Source organism: Microbispora hainanensis (assembly GCF_036186745.1).
Classification (GTDB): domain Bacteria; phylum Actinomycetota; class Actinomycetes; order Streptosporangiales; family Streptosporangiaceae; genus Microbispora.
Window position 1 is genome coordinate 4,613,294 of the sequence record NZ_CP108086.1, and the last position, 17,414, is coordinate 4,630,707.

The 17,414-nt window shown below is 70.5% G+C and carries 16 protein-coding genes; 7 read left to right on the top strand and 9 right to left on the bottom strand.

Annotation, left to right across the window (positions count from 1 at the left end):
- Nucleotides 1–24: 24 nt before the first annotated feature.
- From rimO to OHB01_RS21615, 4 genes are all read left to right on the top strand, one after another.
- Complete coding sequence (rimO, locus tag OHB01_RS21600; RefSeq protein ID WP_142649868.1) at nt 25–1,437, top strand: 30S ribosomal protein S12 methylthiotransferase RimO; 1,413 nt, start codon at nt 25–27, stop codon at nt 1,435–1,437.
- Entirely contained in the window at nt 1,434–2,297 is an 864-nt protein-coding gene (gene pgsA / locus OHB01_RS21605) for a CDP-diacylglycerol--glycerol-3-phosphate 3-phosphatidyltransferase (protein WP_419197545.1), read from the top strand. Before rimO ends, pgsA begins: the two co-directional genes overlap by 4 nt.
- A complete protein-coding gene (locus OHB01_RS21610) occupies nt 2,297–2,791 on the top strand; it encodes a CinA family protein (RefSeq protein ID WP_142649867.1) in 495 nt (164 codons plus the stop codon). Before pgsA ends, OHB01_RS21610 begins: the two co-directional genes overlap by 1 nt.
- Before the next feature lie 253 nt (nt 2,792–3,044).
- Nucleotides 3,045–3,401, top strand: coding sequence for a helix-turn-helix domain-containing protein (locus tag OHB01_RS21615; RefSeq protein WP_142620497.1), 357 nt, complete (start codon nt 3,045–3,047; stop codon nt 3,399–3,401).
- 651 nt (nt 3,402–4,052) lie between these two features.
- On the opposite strand, the gene OHB01_RS21620 is transcribed toward OHB01_RS21615, so the two are convergent.
- From OHB01_RS21620 to OHB01_RS21635, 4 genes are all read right to left on the bottom strand, one after another.
- Nucleotides 4,053–4,340, bottom strand: coding sequence for a VOC family protein (locus OHB01_RS21620; RefSeq protein ID WP_185949034.1), 288 nt, complete (start codon nt 4,338–4,340; stop codon nt 4,053–4,055).
- Nucleotides 4,341–4,392: 52 nt separating this feature from the next.
- A complete protein-coding gene (locus OHB01_RS21625; protein WP_147943380.1) occupies nt 4,393–5,178 on the bottom strand; it encodes a DNA-formamidopyrimidine glycosylase family protein in 786 nt (261 codons plus the stop codon).
- Between the two features lie 34 nt (nt 5,179–5,212).
- Nucleotides 5,213–5,677 carry an RrF2 family transcriptional regulator gene (locus tag OHB01_RS21630; protein WP_142649864.1) on the bottom strand — a complete coding sequence of 155 codons (465 nt, stop codon included), beginning with the start codon at nt 5,675–5,677 and terminating at the stop codon, nt 5,213–5,215.
- Between the two features lie 88 nt (nt 5,678–5,765).
- On the bottom strand, nt 5,766–7,778 hold the full coding sequence (locus tag OHB01_RS21635; RefSeq protein WP_328853893.1) for an endonuclease/exonuclease/phosphatase family protein: 2,013 nt from the start codon (nt 7,776–7,778) through the stop codon (nt 5,766–5,768).
- Nucleotides 7,779–8,010: 232 nt separating this feature from the next.
- On the opposite strand from OHB01_RS21635, the gene OHB01_RS21640 reads away from it, so the two are divergent.
- Entirely contained in the window at nt 8,011–9,189 is a 1,179-nt protein-coding gene (locus OHB01_RS21640; RefSeq protein WP_328853894.1) for an ROK family transcriptional regulator, read from the top strand.
- Between the two features lie 49 nt (nt 9,190–9,238).
- Here OHB01_RS21640 and OHB01_RS21645 read toward each other — a convergent pair whose 3' ends face one another.
- The gene (locus OHB01_RS21645; RefSeq protein ID WP_328709509.1) at nt 9,239–10,348 is read right to left on the bottom strand and encodes a multicopper oxidase domain-containing protein; all 1,110 of its coding nucleotides are present in this window, start codon (nt 10,346–10,348) and stop codon (nt 9,239–9,241) included.
- Between the two features lie 113 nt (nt 10,349–10,461).
- Entirely contained in the window at nt 10,462–11,700 is a 1,239-nt protein-coding gene (locus OHB01_RS21650; protein WP_328853895.1) for a multicopper oxidase domain-containing protein, read from the bottom strand.
- Between the two features lie 251 nt (nt 11,701–11,951).
- On the opposite strand from OHB01_RS21650, the gene OHB01_RS21655 reads away from it, so the two are divergent.
- Nucleotides 11,952–12,092, top strand: a complete 141-nt coding sequence (locus OHB01_RS21655; protein WP_168066698.1) for a hypothetical protein — start codon at nt 11,952–11,954, stop codon at nt 12,090–12,092.
- A gap of 398 nt (nt 12,093–12,490) precedes the next feature.
- The gene (locus OHB01_RS21660; RefSeq protein WP_328853896.1) at nt 12,491–13,777 is read left to right on the top strand and encodes a cupredoxin domain-containing protein; all 1,287 of its coding nucleotides are present in this window, start codon (nt 12,491–12,493) and stop codon (nt 13,775–13,777) included.
- 126 nt (nt 13,778–13,903) lie between these two features.
- On the opposite strand, the gene OHB01_RS21665 is transcribed toward OHB01_RS21660, so the two are convergent.
- From OHB01_RS21665 to OHB01_RS21675, 3 genes are all read right to left on the bottom strand, one after another.
- Nucleotides 13,904–15,436: a glycoside hydrolase family 3 protein gene (locus OHB01_RS21665; RefSeq protein ID WP_142650524.1), complete on the bottom strand. Its 1,533-nt coding sequence runs from the start codon at nt 15,434–15,436 to the stop codon at nt 13,904–13,906.
- A gap of 119 nt (nt 15,437–15,555) precedes the next feature.
- On the bottom strand, nt 15,556–16,407 hold the full coding sequence (locus tag OHB01_RS21670; RefSeq protein WP_142650525.1) for a carbohydrate ABC transporter permease: 852 nt from the start codon (nt 16,405–16,407) through the stop codon (nt 15,556–15,558).
- Nucleotides 16,404–17,411: a carbohydrate ABC transporter permease gene (locus OHB01_RS21675; protein ID WP_240971908.1), complete on the bottom strand. Its 1,008-nt coding sequence runs from the start codon at nt 17,409–17,411 to the stop codon at nt 16,404–16,406. Before OHB01_RS21675 ends, OHB01_RS21670 begins: the two co-directional genes overlap by 4 nt.
- Nucleotides 17,412–17,414: the final 3 nt, after the last annotated feature.

Consider the following 17,414-nt stretch of genomic DNA (forward strand, 5'->3'; position numbering starts at 1 on the left):
ACTGCCGATACCGTAGTTCGCATCATGTCTTCTCGCCGAACCGTATCGCTGATCACGCTGGGCTGCGCCCGCAACGAGGTCGACTCCGAGGAGCTGGCCGCGCGGCTGGAGGCCGCCGGCTGGCACACCGATGACGACGATCCCGACGTCGTCGTCGTCAACACGTGCGGCTTCATCGATTCGGCGAAGAAGGACTCCATCGACACCCTGCTCGCCGCGGCCGACTCGGGCGCGAAGGTGGTGGCGGCGGGCTGCATGGCCGAACGGTACGGCGCGCAGCTCGCCGACGCCCTGCCCGAGGCGACCGTCATCTCCTTCGACGACTACGCCGAGATCGGGGAGCGTCTCGACGACGTCATCGCGGGCAGGCCGCTGGTCCCGCACTCCCCGCGGGACCGCCGCACGCTCCTGCCGATCACGCCGGTGGAGCGCTCGGCCGCCCACGCCCACATTCCCGGTCACGCCCAGGCGGACCCGCTGCCGGAGGGCGTCGCCCCCGCCAGCGGCCCGCGCATGCTGCGCAAGCGGCTCGGCTCGGGGCCGGTGGCGTCGCTGAAGCTCGCGTCGGGCTGCGACCGGCGCTGCACGTTCTGCGCGATCCCGGCCTTCCGCGGCTCGTACGTCTCGCGCCGCCCGGAGGACCTGCTCGCCGAGGCCGCCTGGCTGGCCGGGCAGGGCGTCAAGGAGCTCGTGCTGGTCAGCGAGAACTCCACGTCGTACGGCAAGGACCTGGGCGACCTGCGCGCGCTGGAGAAGCTGCTGCCCCTCCTGGCCGCGACCGAGGGCATCGAGCGGGTGCGGGTCAGCTACCTGCAGCCCGCCGAGCTGCGGCCCGGGCTGCTCGACGTGATCGCCTCGACGGAGGGGGTCGCGCCCTACTTCGACCTGTCCTTCCAGCACGCCAGCGGGACCGTGCTGCGGCGGATGCGGCGCTTCGGCGACCCCAAGCGGTTCCTCGACCTGCTCGCGCAGATCCGCGACCGTGCGCCCGAGGCGGGCATCAGGTCCAACTTCATCGTGGGGTTCCCGGGGGAGACCCAGGAGGAGTTCGACGAGCTGGTGGCCTTCCTCGAAAAGGCCAGGCTCGACGTCATCGGTGTCTTCGGCTACTCCGACGAGGAGGGCACCGACGCGTACGGCTTCGAGGGCAAGCTCGACCAGGACGTGATCGACGAGCGGGTCGCGATGCTGACCGAGCTGGCCGAGGAGCTGACCGCCCAGCGGGCCGAGGAACGCATCGGCGACGAGCTGCAGGTTCTGATCGAGGAGGACCTCGGCGACGGCGGATACGAGGGCCGTGCGGCGCATCAGGGTCCCGAGGTGGACGGCGCCGTCACGGTGCAGGGGATCGGCCTGGTCCCCGGCCAGATCGTCCAAGCGGTCGCCGTCGACTCCGAGGGGGTCGACCTCATCGCCCGGATCAAGGCAGGCACATGACGGAGCGCGGTGAGCCGCCGATGGACGTGGCGGGCCCGGGGGAGATGACACCGGAGTCCGCGGCGCCGCCGGTCGCCGCCGTGCCCGCCACGCCGGTGGCGATCCCGGCGCCCGCTCCGCGTGTCCCGCAGGCGGGGCAGGACGTCGCGGGGGAGCCGGGCTCCGGGGCCGTGACCGGCGACCGTACGGCCGCTGAGCCGCCGTCCGCCGGAGAAGGCACAGGAGAAGGCGCCGGCGAGGGCGCCGCGGAAGGCGTCCCCGGAGGCGCCGGGGAAGGTATCGCCGGAGGTGCGGGGGAAGGCGTGGTGCGCCGGGTCAGCACCTGGAACATCGCGAACGTCCTGACCATCGCCCGGCTGGCGATCGTCCCCGTCTTCACCGTCTTCCTGTTCGTCGAGGGGGAGGGCTGGCGGCTGGCGGCGCTCGGGGTCTTCCTGCTCGCCTCCCTCACCGACCAGCTCGACGGCTGGCTCGCCAGGAAGTACGCGCTGGTCACCGACTTCGGGAAGATCGCCGACCCGATCGCGGACAAGGCGCTGATCGGCGCCGCGCTGCTCAGCCTGTCGTACCTCGGCGAGATCCCGTGGTGGGTCACCGTGGTGATCATCGCCCGCGAGGCGGGAGTGACGCTGCTGCGCTTCCTCGTGATCCGGCACGGGGTTATCCCGGCCAGTTACGGGGGCAAGGTGAAGACTGTTTTGCAGATCGTGGCCATCGCGCTCTACATCGTGCCGGGGGTGCCCGACGTGATCAGGTGGGTGGCCATGGGGCTCGCCCTGGTGGTCACGGTCGGGACCGGCGCCGACTACGTGGTGAGGGCGGTGCGGCTGCGGCAGGTGGCGAGGAGTGCGCAAGGCTGATGAGGGGTGTGGCGAGCGAGGTGCTGTCCCTGCTGGTGCGGCAGGGCGCGACTGTCGCCGTGGCGGAGTCGCTCACCGGCGGCCTGATCGGGGCCACGCTGACCGGTCCGATGGGCGCCTCGGCCGCCTTCCGGGGCGGCGTGATCGCCTATGCCACGGACCTCAAGGCGAGCCTTCTCGACGTGCCGTCCGATCTCCTTGAACGAGAGGGAGCGGTGCATCCCGACGTGGCCGCGGCCATGGCGGTCGGCGTTCGCAAGCTCGCCGACTCTGGCTACGGCCTGGCGGTGACCGGGGTCGCCGGCCCCGATCCCCAGGACGGCAAGCCGGTCGGCACGGTCCACATCGCCCTGGCGGGACCGGGAGAGCGCCTCTGGCACCGTGACCTGCGCTTGACCGGAGACAGGGACGGGATCAGAACCGCCACCTGCCAGGAGGCGTTGCTGCTGCTGGAAGGTGTGCTGAAGGCAAATTCGGGGGAACATCTGGGGTGATTACCGCGTTACGTCCCCAGCGAACATGCTCGCCTCGGTCTGCCGCGGTGTCGCCCTCTACAGGTACGGTGGAGCTGTGAGTGAGGTCCGTGAGCCAAAGGCGAGGAGCAAGACAGGCGCACGCCCGGCGAAGGGGCCGAGCGAACCCATGATGACGGCGAGGCGTATGTACGAAGGGCAGATTAAGAAGGGGCGACATGAGCCCACCGCGAGAGGCGTCGTGAAGGCGCCCCCCTTGGGGAGGGAGCGACAGATGATCCTGCTGCGTCAGCTGCTCGGTGACGTACTGCGGCGGCTGAGGGTGCGGCAGAATCGCACCCTTCGCGAGGTCTCCACGCTGGCGCGTGTCTCACTCGGCTATCTGTCCGAGGTCGAGCGCGGCCAGAAGGAAGCCTCCTCCGAGCTGCTCGCCTCGATCTGCGGCGCGCTCGGGGTGCCGCTGTCCCAGGTGTTGCGTGAAGTGTCCGACCAGTTCGCACTGGCCGAGCTGCAGGCCGCCCCCGTGCTGGCAGATGTGCCCGAGCACGAGCGCCTGCCCATACCCGAAACCGTCCCCGCCGGGCCGGATTTCGAGGGTTTCCCGGAGGTCAAGGACATGGTCGCCGCCTAGGCGGCGTCTCGACGCCCCGCCGTGCCGGCGGACGGCGTCTCCGCGACCTCGCCCGATTGTCCCCGTAGGCCCCATAAGACACGGCCCGATAGGGCACGCCCGGTCCGAAGGCCAGGGCGTGACCTCCGCGCCCGCAGTCCGGGTCGACCCGGACCCGGGTGCCCAGTCCCGATCCCACGGGCGGGCGCCTGGCCCCCGCAGGCCCGTTTCCGTGCCCGTTTCTGTATCGTGCGGCCCGTTCCGCCCGTTCCCTTTGGTGTCGCCTCGGGTGTCGCCCCGTTCCCTGACGCGCCCACCGGGCTCCGTCTCCGACTTCGTGCGGCCCGCTCCCGATGGGGTCTCCGTTTCGTACGGCCCCGTCCCGGCGCGCCCGTATGGCCCCGTCTCCGTGTCGCCTGGGCCGTTTCCGGCGTGCGTCTGGCCCGTCCCCGTGTCGCGTGGCCTGCTCCTGGCGCGCCTGTCTCACCCGTTCTCGACACGCTCGTCTGACCCCGTCTCTGTGTCGTGGGCCCGTTTTCAGCGGTTCCGCCGGGTTGTGTTCGCCACTTCGTCTCCGTGGTGCCTGCCGCGCTCCCGTAACGTGCTCACCGCTGCTCGCGGTCTCGTGGACCTGCCCTCGGCCTTCGGGCGCGCGCTTGCGGCCGCCCGCGATCACGATGCGTGGATCTCGACCACCCTGCCGTCCGGGTCGGTCATGAGGTGGCGGCCGGGCTCCAGCCGCGGCTCGGCGGCGGCTCCGTCCACGTCAAAGCCGAGCCGTACGGACCCGGTCCTGCGCTCTGCGGTCGCCGGATACAGCTCGAACACGGTGCCGTCGGCGAGGACGGCGGCGTGGTGCCGCGGGCCCTGGCCGTGCCGTTCCAGGGTGAACTCGACACCGAGTGCGCCATAGAAGGCGCGGCACTCCTCCAGCCGGTCGGTGTACAGGACGAGCAGCATGACGCGGGCGGCGGTGGGCGGCACGGGATCCCCTTCGTGTGCGTACCGGTTCTCAGTCGCGCTGGCAGGAGGGACACCAGTAGATGAGCCGCTCGGCCGGCTGTGGGCCCATCTCCCCGCGGCTGACAGGGGTGCCGCAGTGGTGACACGGGCGGCGTGCCCTGCCGTAGACGAGCAGCGACCGCCCGGGGCGCGCGTCGCCCGTCGTCACCGGGAGTGGCGCGTCCTTGCTCGCGTCCATCAGGCGGTGGGCGACGGAGACCAGCGCCTCCAGCTCGTCCGGCGGAATCGACCCCACCGGACGCCACGGGGACATCCGCGCGGCGTACAGCGTCTCGGCCCGCCAGATCGTGCCGATGCCCGCCAGGTCGCGCTGGTCGAGCAGCGCCTCCCCGATCGACCGCTGCGGGTCGCGCAGCAGGTTCCGTACGGCGAGGGCGGCGTCCCAGTCCGGCCCGAGCAGGTCCGGGCCGAGATGCCCCACGACCCGCTCCTCGCGGTCGGTCGGCACGAGGTCGACCATGCCCAGCCGGGTGCCGACCGCCTGCCACTGGATGTTGGCGAGGATCAGCCGGACCACGTCGCCCCTCGGCGCCGGACGGCCCGCCGGGCCCACGCGCCAGCTTCCCTCCATGCGCAGGTGGGTGTGGACGGTGAGCCCACCCTCCACCCGGGTGAGGAGGTGCTTGCCGCGCGAGACCGTCGTCAGCACGGTCCGGCCGCGCAGATCGGCGGTGGCATACCGGGGCACCCGGAAGTCGCTGCGGGTCAGCCTCCGGCCGTCGAGGGCCTGTCTGAGCCGCTTGGCGGTCCGATAGACGGCGTCACCCTCCGGCACGGCTCTCCTCCCGTGAGGATCGGGTACAGGCGGCTCACACGGGCATGTGCGAGTCCCATGCCGCCGGGTCGGCGGCGAGCTCGGTCACCCGGGGCGGCAGCTCGCCCTTGGCGATCTGCTCCAGCGTGACCTCTTCGAGGATGGCCCGCTCACTCGCCCGCAGCGCGATCCACACCTGCTGCAACGCCTGGGCGGCGCCCTGGTATCCGACGTGCTCGGGCCGCTCGCCCCGCACGTTGGCCAGAGGTCCGTCCACCGCGCGGATCACGTCGGCGAGCGAGATCTGGCTGGCCGGCCGTGCCAGGACATAGCCCCCCTCTGGGCCCCGCTGCCCGCGCACCAGTCCGGCGCGGCGCATCTGCAGGAGGATGTTCTCCAGATATTTGGGGGGCATCTCCTGCTCCTTGGCCAGCTCGCCCACCGTGGTGGGTCCCTCGCCCGACGCGGCGAGTTCGGCGGCGGCACGGAGGGCGTAGTCGACACGGGCAGAAAGTCGCATGTAGTCGATTATCCCGCCTGGTTGGCATCGGTAGGACGCCCGCCTGCCATCACGGCCCGGCGGAGCCCTGATTTTCCGGCCGCAGACCCTAATTCAGCCGGAGCCGTACGACGAGCGGGAGGTGGTCGGAGTAGGGCACGCGGGGTGCCTCGGCCGCCACGGCGGTGAGCCCGTCCGAGATCAGCACGTGGTCGATGCGCCGCACGGGAGCGTCGGCGGGAGAGGTCGGCGGGTCGCCGAGCGCCCGCAGCGGATCGGACAGGCCGGCGGCCTCCAGCACGCGCATCTGGGGGTCGGACGGCGTCGTGTTGAGGTCGCCGGCCACGATCACCGGTCGCGGGCCGGCGCCTGCGGTGCCGGACGGGAGGGTGCCCGTGGCGAGCCGCCGGGCGATCGCCGCCGCCTCGGGCGCCTGCCCGCGCGGCTCCTGCAGGTGCGTGTTGACGATGCCCACCTCACGGTCGCCGATCCTCAGCACGATCGACTGGGCCTGGGCGCCGGTCGGATACCCGTGCCGTCCGAGCCGGGTCGAGCCGATCTCGGCGACGGGCAGGTTCGTGAGCAGCGCGTCGCCCCAGAGGCGGTCGGCGGCGGGCGCGAAGTAGTAGCGCATGCCCAGGCCGCGGGCGATCCTCGCCAGGTCGTCGTGCCCGCCGTTCAGCAGCCAGCCCCGGTCGACCTCGCTCATCAGCACCACGTCGGGACGCCGCGTCGCGACCCAGGCGGCGATGTGGTCGAGGTCGAGCCGTCCGCCGAGCCCGAAGCCCATCCGGATGTTGTACGCGACGAGGGTGAACTCGTTCCCGGTGATCGTCTTCGTCGCGGGCGGCGACTGCCAGGTGAGCAGGCCGGTCAGGACGGCCGCCGCAAGCCCGATCGCCACCCACCGGCGCGGCACTCGCCTCGTCGGGGTGGTCTCTTGCGGTGGGGCTTCCCGGAAGAAGACGACGGCGGCGACGAGGACGGCCACGGCCGGCGGGGCCAGCGCGTTGGGGAAGCCCAGGTCGGCGTCGAAGGACGCGTAGTAGAGGAACGCCCCGACCAGGAACACGAGCATCCCGCCCAGCACCGCGACGCCCCCGCGCCCGGCTCTGCGCTCCGGGACGCCTCCGGCCGTGTCGTCGGCAGCGCTTGCGCGCCCGCTTGTGCTTGCGGCGGCGGTGCCCCCTTGGCGTCCGGCGATGCCGGCGCAGGCCCCGAGTGCGACCGTCGCCACGAGGGCGGGTACGCCCGGCACGCCGGCCTCGGCCGCCGCCACCCCGGCGACGAGGAGGACCCCGGCCACCCGGCCCCACGACGCGATCCGGCTCCAGGACACGGCTCGGCCCCACGGCACAGGCCGGCCCGACGACAGTGTCCATGCGCAGACGACGGCCGCGCACAGCGCCGCGGCCTGGAGCGCGACCGCCAGGGCGGTCAAGGGCGCACCGTGCTGCCCGGCGTCCTGCGCGAGCGTGGCCGCGCCGCCGCAGTACATGCCCGCGAGCATGAGCACCGGGCCGAAGACGAACCAGACGGCCGCCGGGGCGGGGACGGGCGACGCGGGCGAGAGCCGTACGGACCAGAGGAAGGCGGCGCAGAGCGCGGCGACGGCGATCCAGGGGAGCGGGCCGTCCCGCCAGACGAGGTCCACCCGGTCGAGGGCCAGGTGGAGGATCGACGCACCGGCCAGGCCGCCGATCAGCCCGGCCGGCACCCACGTGCCCGCCGTCGTCCGCGCGCAGCCGTAGAGGAAGACCAGCCCCGCCGTGACCCCCGCGGAGGCGAGCAGGAGCTGGGGCGTGCCTCCGTCCGCCGCCTGGAGGCCGAGCCGGGCCGCGACGAGCGCCACCGCACCCACCACACCGACGATCCGGGGCGACGCGAACCGCGCCGCGGGGACGGCGGCGAACGGCAGGACGAACCACAGCGCGGCGTACGTCCCCATGCCGGCGGGAGCGGTCTCGCCCGCCCTGCCGTACAGGGTGATGAGGGACGGCAGGAACACCCGCACCACGTCGATCAGGAGCGTGACGCCCGTCGCCAGCATGACCAGCGGCCACGGGGGAGCGGGAAGCCCGCGGGCAGGTGGGGTGTGCGGTTGCCCGGACGTCTCGGTCATGGCGCTCCCTTCGGGCTCATATGAGCCATCCTCACGAAAGATGGGAGCGTTACCAATACGTTCGACCTGGGGCGTTCCTCGCACGTGTCGGCTCGCTAAGCTTGCTGGAAACCTTGTTGTTCATTCACGGGCGCACATGGTCGAAGCGCCGCCGGGGGCCGAGCGAACCGGAGAGGCGTGGGTGGGCGCACCGACGGCGAGCCGGAGACTTCAGACGATGGGAAGCAGGAGCATGGAGCGACGTCCTGGCGTGCCCCGGCTGCTCCGGGAGATCAACGACCGGGCCGCCCTGGAACTGCTGCTCGCCTCGGGTCCGCTGACCCGCGGCCAGATCGGGGAGCTCACCGGCCTGTCCAAGGTCACCGCGTCCCAGACGCTGGCGCGTCTGGAGGAGCGCGGCCTGGTGGAGGTCGTGGGGGAGCAGGCGGGCAACCGCGGACCCAACGCCGCGCTGTACGGCGTGATCGCCTCCTGCGCGTACGTCGCGGGGCTGGAGGTCGGCCCCGACCGGGTGTCGGCGGCGATCGCCGACATCAACGGCGACGTGGTGGCCGAGGTGACGGCCTCCCCCGAGGGGCAGGATGACCCGGTCTCGCTGGTGCACTCGGCCGTTGTGAAGGCGTGCAGGAGTGCGAAGGTCGCGCTGTCGCGGCTGCGCGGCGTGGTCATCGGCACGCCCGGCGTCGTCGATCCCCGCACGGGGGACGTGCGGTTCTCCTTCGACCTGCCGCAATGGCACGAGGGCATCCATGAGGCGCTCGCGCGCGACCTGCGCAGGGACGTCACGATCGAGAACGACGTCAACCTCGCCGCGATCGCGGAACGCGCGAAGGGCTCCGCCCGGGAGGTGGACGACTTCGTGCTCGTGTGGGTGGGCCGGGGCATCGGCCTGGCCGTCGTGCTGGGCGGACGGCTGCACCGTGGCCGGTCGGGCAGTGCGGGGGAGATCGGCTACCTGCCGGTGCCCGGGGTGCCGCTCGCCGACGACGTCAGAGCGGTGCCCGGGCGCCTGCCGTCCCTCGGGGGCGGCCTGCAGTCGCTGGTCAGCTCCGAGGCCGTCACCGAGCTGGCCCGTGGGCACGGCTTCGCCGGGGACACCGCCGCCGACTGCGTCACCGCGGCCGTCGCGGCCGGGACCGCGGGCGAGCCGCTGCTCGACGAGGTCGCCTCGCGGCTCGCCCTTGGTGTGGCGTCGGTGTGCGTGGTGCTCGACCCCGGCCTCGTGGTGCTGGCCGGAGAGGTCTGCCGCGCCGGTGGGGCGGCGCTGACCAGCAGGGTGGAGGAGGCGGTCGCGCGCATCTGCCCGGTCCCCCCGAAGGTCGTCACGAGCCAGGTTGAGGGCAACCCGGTGTTGCGCGGCGCCGTTCTCGCCGCGCTCGACCAGGCCCGCGAGGAGATCTTCACGGCATAGGGAGTGCTCCCGGCCGAAGTCCCGATCCGGACGTACGGCGGTGGCGCCGTCACATGCCGTGCATGGAGTGGTCCGGTATGGCGTCCATGGAGTGACCCGACGTCCCACTCATTGTGTGGCCCGGCATGTCGCTCGTGGAGGGACTCGGCGTCCCACTCGTCGAGTGATCCGGCATGTCGTCCATGGAGTGGCCCGGCACGTTTCCGTTCGCGTCGGTCACGATGAACATTCCGGCCATTCCCATGTCGGAGTGGTTTTGTACGTGGCAGTGGTACATCCACATTCCCGGGCCGACCTGTTCGCCGGCGATGATTTGGAAGCCGAAGGATTCTGCGGGTCCTGTGGTTTTGGTGTCGATGATTCGGCTTTGGTCGTCTGGGTTGGTGAGTGTGCCGGTGCGGTTGTCGGCCCAGCGGTGTCCGTGGATGTGGAAGGTGTGGAAGAGGTTGCCGTGGGCGATGACGATGAATTCGACTCGTTCGCCGAGTTTGGCCGTGTAGTCGGGTGCGGTGGTGAGGTTGTTGGTTTTCATGTCGTTGAAGACGACGGTGAAGGTTTTGTCGGGGAGGGTGTCGCCGGTGCGGCGTACGACTAGTGGTCCGTAGAGGCCGAGGAGGATGCCGCCGGTGCCGTGGTCGGTTCCGACGACGTGGTCGTGGTAGTGCCAGTAGCCGGCGCTGCCGGGGGCGATGGTGCCGTCCGCGCGAGTGGTCGGGGCGTGGGTGCGCCAGGTGTAGACGTAGCGGCCTCCGGGTTGGACGACGCTGTCGTTCATCCGCGTGCCGTCGCTGCTCGTCTCGTAGTCGACGCCGTGCACGTGCAGGCTGGCGGTGACGTCGGTGTTGTTGACGAGTTCGATTTCGAGGGTCTCGCCCTCGATCATTTCGATGAGGGGGCCGGGGATGGTGGGCTTGCCGGGTTCCAGGCCGTAGCCCATCTGCCCATCGGGGAATTTGTCCACGTAGAGGGTGATGCGGCGGACCTCGCCCGGTTCGCCCGCGGTCTTACTGGTGGTCGTGGGGGTGGTCTTGCCGGCGGGTTCCGCGGTGGCCTGACTCGCCACGGCGAACGGTGTGATCACGGCGGCTGCGGCCGCGCTGGTGGTGAAGACGCGCCGGGACAGCAGGCGTCGCGTCACATCACTGTTCTTCTCGGTCATGGTTCCCAATCGGTGACGGCGCTCGCCCACGTGCGGCGAGCTGGGGGGTGGTCCGTGACGCCGGCGGTGAGCCGGCCATGCCGATCCGGAGATCTGCGCGGAAAGATGCAGGGTCAGCCGCAGCTGATCGCGTTGTATGCGGCCTCGTAGGACGTGGTGACCTCTTTGCCGTTGATGAGCGACGTACCGGTCACGGTGGCCTTGCCCGCGCCGATCTGCCCGGCCCGGGTGTTGAAGGACTGGTAGGCCTGCTTGCCCGGGGCCACGTCGGCCACGGTCTTGGTGCCGTACGGGGTGGTCAGTGTGATCGTCGCCGGCACGTCGCCGTCGTTGACGGCCGTGACCGCGACGTACGCCGACGAGCCCACGCAACGAGACGTGGCGGTAACGGTCAGCGGCACCTTTTCGCTCGCGCCGCCGGTGACCTTGAACACCCCGGCCATTCCCGAGTCGGAGTGGTTTTGTACGTGGCAGTGGTACATCCACATTCCCGGGCCGACGTATTCGCCGGCGATGATTTGGAAGCCGAAGGATTCTGCGGGTCCTGTGGTTTTGGTGTCGATGATTCGGCTTTGGTCGTCTGGGTTGGTGAGTGTGCCGGTGCGGTTGTCGGCCCAGCGGTGTCCGTGGATGTGGAAGGTGTGGAAGAGGTTGCCGTGGGCGATGACGATGAATTCGACTCGTTCGCCGAGTTTGGCGGTGAAGTCGGGTGCGGTGGTGAGGTTGTTGGTTTTCATGTCGTTGAAGACGACGGTGAAGGTTTTGTCGGGGAGGGTGTCGCCGGTGCGGCGTACGACTAGTGGTCCGTAGAGGCCGAGGAGGATGCCGCCGGTGCCGTGGTCGGTTCCGACGACGTGGTCGTGGTAGTGCCAGTAGCCGGCGCTGCCGGGGGCGATGGTGCCGTCCGCGCGTGTGATGGGGGCGTGGGTGCGCCAGGTGTAGACGTAGCGGCCTCCGGGTTGGACGACGCTGTCGTTCATCCGCGTGCCGTCGCTGCTCGTCTCGTAGTCGACGCCGTGCACGTGCAGGCTGGCGGTGACGTCGGTGTTGTTGACGAGTTCGATTTCGAGGGTCTCGCCCTCGATCATTTCGATGAGGGGGCCGGGGATGGTGGGCTTGCCGGGTTCCAGGCCGTAGCCCATCTGCCCATCGGGGAATTTGTCCACGTAGAGGGTGATGCGGCGGACCTCGCCCGGCTCCCCTGCGGTCTTACGGGTGGTCTTGCCGGCGGGTTCCGCGGTGGCTTGACTTGCCACGGCGAACGGTGTGATCGCGGCGGCTGCGGCCGCGGTGGTGGCGAAGGCGCGCCGCGACAGCAGGCGTCGCGTCACGTCGCTGGTCTTCTCGGTCATGGTTCCCAATCGGTGACGGCGCTCGCCCACGTGCGGCAACGTGTGGCGAGCTGGGGGGTGGTCCGTGACGCCGGCGGTGAGCCGGCCATGCCGATCCGGAGGACTTTGTACAGACGTGGGGGGACTTCTGTCGATAAGACCCATCCTTTAGCGGGTTTCTTCAGGAAGTATGGTAACGAACGAGTCTACTTAGTCATAGATGTGGACTAAATACGGCCAGAATGTTACGTTTCCGCCGAAGCGTCGGAGGAGTGACCACCGGTCTCCGAAGGGATGTGGACGTCACGGCACCGCTGCCGTCTCCGGAAACGATCGATCGGCGCAGAGACGAGGAGATCGCCGGGGCCGGTGCCACGTCCGACATCGTCGAGCCCGGTGACCACTGCCGCTGACCAGGTAGTTCTTCCGAAGGTTGCTGTTGCCCCCCCTACAACCGAAGGAGCGGACGATGGGCCGAAGAGACCTCTTCGCACACCCCGGCCACCCGCCCGGTGCCGTGTCGTGATCACAAGGGAGACGTCGCCCTGACTCTGGGCGTGGCGACGCCGCCCGTCATGGCCGCCTGACCTACCACAGCTCCGAGGCCGACACCGCCTGGCCGAGTTCCGCGACGCCCGTGTACGCGAGCTCTCCCGCCCGGCACGCCCCCCGAGTGACGTCGGCCGAAGTGCGATGTCCGACGGCCGAGCATCAGATCATGAGAGGTACACGGTATATGCGCATCAGATCTTCATCGGGCTTCGTCCGTGCTCTGCGGAAGGCGCTCAGATCCCCGGCCACGTTCGGACGCATGGCGTTGGTGATCCTGGCTGTGGCACTGCCGACGGTATGGCTGTCGGGAGTCGGTGCCGCGGCACAGGACCAGGGTCAGCGGGCCGGCCTGGCGGCGGAGCAGACGCTCGTCTGGACCGCCGACAACAGCTACACCGAATACAAGTCCGCGCCGACCACGGCGACGGCCGGCCTCGTGACGATCGTCTTCGAGACCAACGCGTCGACCGGCAACACCTACGGCATGACGCACACGCTGACGTTCGACGACGACAGCCCCGGCTACAACCACGACGTCGACGTCAACATCATGGCCAGCCCCTTCGACACGAGCGGGGGCAGGCACGAGGTTCAGGTGACCCTCACCCCCGGAACGTACCGCTACTACTGCGAGATCCCCGGTCACGCGGGAATGGTCGGCGAGCTCGTGGTCACCAGCGCCGAACCCACCGACACGACGCCGCCGCAGGTGTCGGCGTCGGTGACGGGCGACAAGAACGCCGACGGCGACTACGTGGGTTCCGCCGCGGTGACCATCTCCGCGACCGACGACGAGTCGGGGGTGGAGACGGTGGAGTACGCCTTGGACGGTGGTGCGTTCCAGGCCTACTCGGCTCCGGTGCCGGTGGATCAGGTCGGCGAGCACACGGTGCGCTACCGGGCGACCGACAAGGCCGGCAACACCTCCGAGGTGCAGTCGGTGACGTTCACGGTAGTGGCCCCGCAGCCGGAGGACACCACCCCGCCCGAGGTGTCGGCGTCGGTGTCGGGCGACAAGAACGCCGACGGCGACTACGTGGATTCCGCCACGGTGACCATCTCCGCGACCGACAGCGAGTCGGGGGTGGAGACGGTGGAGTACGCCTTGGACGGTGGTGCGTTCCAGGCCTACTCGGCTCCGGTGCCGGTGGATCAGGTCGGCGAGCACACGGTGCGCTACCGGGCGACCGACAAGGCCGGCAACACCTCCGAGGTGCAGTCGGTGACGTTCACGGTGGTCGCGACGCCGCCCGCCGAGACACCGCTGACCGTTACCGCCGCGTCTCGTTGTGTGGGCTCGTCGGCGTACGTGGCGGTCACGGCCGTCAACGACGGCGACGTGCCGGCGACGATCACACTGACCACCCCGTACGGCACCAAGACCGTGGCCGACGTGGCCCCGGGCAAGCAGGCCTACCAGTCCTTCAACACCCGGGCCGGGCAGATCGGCGCGGGCAAGGCCACCGTGACCGGTACGTCGCTCATCAACGGCGAGCAGGTCACCACGTCCTACGAGGCCGCATACAACGCGATCAGCTGCGGCTGACGTCACGGTATGCGGCACCGGGGACGCCGCCGCGGTGAACAAGTGAACAGGAGCCGACCGGCCGATGGGCCGGTCGGCTCCTGCCTCATAACGGCCCTCTACATCCTGCTGTCTACAGCCCGCCCTCTACAGCCCGGCCGTCGAGGGGTCACCGCTCAGCAGCTCCACCGCGGCCCGGGCGTTGGCGCGGGCCGCGCCGTACGTCGCGATGTAGGCCCCGGCGCCGGGCCGCCAGATCGGCAGGCCCATCTCCATCACGACGGCGTCCGGGCGGGCGGCGAGCAGCGCGGAGACCAGCTCGCGGCTGTCGGGGTGGCGGTGGGCGTCCTTGACGACCACGATCAGCGAACGCTTCCGGGCCCGGCCGAGCAGCTCTCCGGCGTCGGCCTCCGACGGCTTGACCCGGACGATCTCGGCCTCCGGCAGCCACGGCGCGATGCCCCAGGGCACCTCGCCCACCGCGATCGTCGGCGGCGTGTCGATCTCGACCACGAACGGGTCGGTCAGCGGCCCCGCCGAGCCCGTCAGCGACACGGCGCGCCGGGCGGCGTCCAGGCCGACGACCTCGCCGTTCGCGGCCTCCCCATTGACCGACGACCCGTTCGGGGACGGCCGCGTGCCGTCGAACCAGTCGCGCAGCCGCTCCACCCGGGCGGCGGCCTCCTCCAGCCGCTCGGCGGCGAGCCTGCCCTCGGCGACGGCGTCCACGATGTGGTCCACCATGCCGCGTACGTCCTCCGCGGTGGGCAGCGGCCCGAGGCACAGCAGGTCGGCGCCCGCGGCCAGGGCCCGCACCGCGCCCTCCGCGAGCCCCACGCTCCCGCTGATCGCGTGCATGTCGAGGGCGTCGGTGAGCACGACGCCGTCGTAGCCCAGCTCGCGGCGCAGCAGCCAGGTCAGCGCCCGCGCGCTGAGCGTGGCCGGCAGGTCCCCGGTCAGCTCGGGAACCGCCACGTGCGCCGTCATGATCGACTTCGCTCCTGCCTCGATCGCCGCGACGAACGGGACCAGCTCGCGCTCCCTGAGCACGTCGAGCGGCGCGTCCACCAGCGGAATCTCCAGGTGGGAGTCCTGAAGGGTGGCGCCGTGGCCGGGGAAGTGCTTGACGCAGGCGGCGATCCCCGCCGACTGCAGGCCGCGTACGGCGGCGACCGTGTGCCGGGCCACCAGGTCCGGCGTGGAGCCGAACGACCGGGTGCCGATGATCGGGTTGTCGTCGGCGGTGTTGACGTCGGCCACCGGGCCGATGTCGAAGTTCACCCCGCACCGCGCCAGGTCGGCGGCCATCGCGTGGTAGACCCGCTCGGTCAGGGCCACGTCGTCCACGGCGCCGAGCGCCGCGTTGCCCGGGTAGACGCTCCCGGTGTGGTAGGCCAGGCGGGTGACGTCCCCGCCCTCCTCGTCCAGCGAGACGACCGGGCGGCCCGCCTCGTTGAGACGGGCGGTGAGCGCCGCGATCTGCTCGCCGTCCGCGACGTTGAACCCGAAGAGGCAGACGCCGCCCAGACCGTCCTCCAGGCCGCGCAGGACCCAGTCCGGCGCGGTCGTCCCCTGGAACGAGATCAGCAGTGCGCCCGCCGCGAGCCGGTGCAGGCCCGGGTCGCCGGTGCGCGTGGACAGGTCGGCGGCCCCCGGCAGGGGGTCGCGGGTGGCGGACATGGTGTCTCGGCTCCTTAGGTGACGGTGGAGTGAGGGCGCGCGTGCAGGGCCCGTACGGCCACCGGATCCGGTGGCCGTACCAGGGGGGCCGTACGAGGGGTGTGCCGGTGGCGGTCGGGTTATCCCTTGACCGCACCCGCGACGAGGCCGGAGACCATCCGCCGCTGGACCAGCAGGAAGAAGATGAGGACCGGGATGGTCATCAGGGTGGAGGCGGCCATGATCCCGCCCCAGTCGGTCGACCGCTGACCGACGAAGAACTGCAGCGCGACCGGCATCGTGTATTTGCCCTGGTCGCCGATGAGGGTCAGGGCGAACACGAACTCGTTCCAGGTGGTGATGAAGGCGAAGATGCTGGTGGCGACCAGGCCCGGGGCGACCAGCGGGAACAGCACCCGCCAGAAGGTGGTGAAGCGGCCGGCGCCGTCGATCCAGGCGGCCTCCTCCAGCTCCTTGGGCACGGCCGCGACGAACGTGCGCAGCATCCAGACGGAGAACGGCAGCGTCAGGCCGACGTTGATGATGATCAGGCCGGGCAGCTGGTCGTACAGGCCGAGCCGCTTGACCATGGTGAACAGCGGGATCAGCAGCGCCTCGGCCGGCACCATCTGCACGATCAGCAGCAGGATCAGGAACGACGTGCGGAACCGGAAGCGGAACCTCGCCACTGCGGTCGCCGCGAGCAGCGCGAACACCGCGCCGATCACGACGGCGCTGAGCGCCACGAGAGTGCTGTTGAAGAGGTACTGCCAGATGGAGTGGCCGGCGACGCCCTTGGTGAAGACCCGCGAGACGTGGTCCATCGAGGGCGGGCTGGGGAACGGGATGAAGCTCGTGGTGAAGATCTGGTCGTTCGGCTTGAAGGCCGTCGTGACCATCCAGTAGACGGGGAAGACGGCGAAGAGGAACACCACGACCCCGGCCGCGTTCAGCGCGGCCTGTCCGAGCCTCCTGCGGGCGAGCGGGCTCATCGGATGTCGTCCTCCGTCTTCACGATCTGACGCACGTACACGAAGGTGATCAGCAGCAGGATCACGGTCAGCACGACCGCGATGGCGGCGCCCAGGCCCATCTTCGGCGGGCTGCTGAACGCCTCGGCGTAGCTCCACAGCGACAGGTTGAACGCGTCACGGTTCACCGTGCCGCCGGCCAGCAGGTAGAGCTGCGTGAAGACCTTGAAGTCCCAGATGATCGACAGCACGACCAGCACCGAGAACACCGGCTTGAGCAGCGGAAGGGTGATCCTCCGGAACGTGTGGACCGCGCCCGAGCCGTCCATCTTCGCCGCCTCGTACAGCTCCGAGGGGATGCTCTTGAGCCCCGCGAGCACCGACACCGCGATGAACGGGAACGACGCCCACACCACGGCCACGATCAGCACGAAGTAGAGCGTGAGCGTGTCGTTGAACCACGGATATCCGCTCCAGTCGGCGTGGCCGAACACCAGGTTCGACAGCCAGTCGGGCAGGAGGTTCAGCGTCCAGTTGACGATGCCCGAGTCGGAGTCGAACAGCCACTTCCACACGATCGCCTGCGCGGTCGGCGGGGTGGCCCAGGCGGCCATGATGCCGACGACCACGAAGGTCGACATCTTCGGGCCGAGCTTGTTGAGCAGCAGGCCGACGAGGGTGCCGAGGATGAGCGTCAGCGCGACGGTGACGACGGCGAAGGCCACCGTGTTGCGCAGCGACGACCAGAACAGGTCGGAGTCGAGGATCTGCGTGTAGTTGTCCCAGCCGACGAAGTCGGCGGGCGCGGGGTTGACGGCCTTGATCTGCCGGAGTCCGACCTTGTGGAAGGACATCTCGACCATCTGGTACAGCGGGTAGAGCAGCAGCACCGCGATGACCAGGAGGCCCGGCAGAAGCAGGACGTAGGGGACGGCCTTGGGGGACAGCCCCGGCCCGCGCGCCCCCTTGCGACTGCGCCGCGACGGGGCGGAGGTGTCGGCTCCGCCCCGGGCGAGGGTTGACATCTG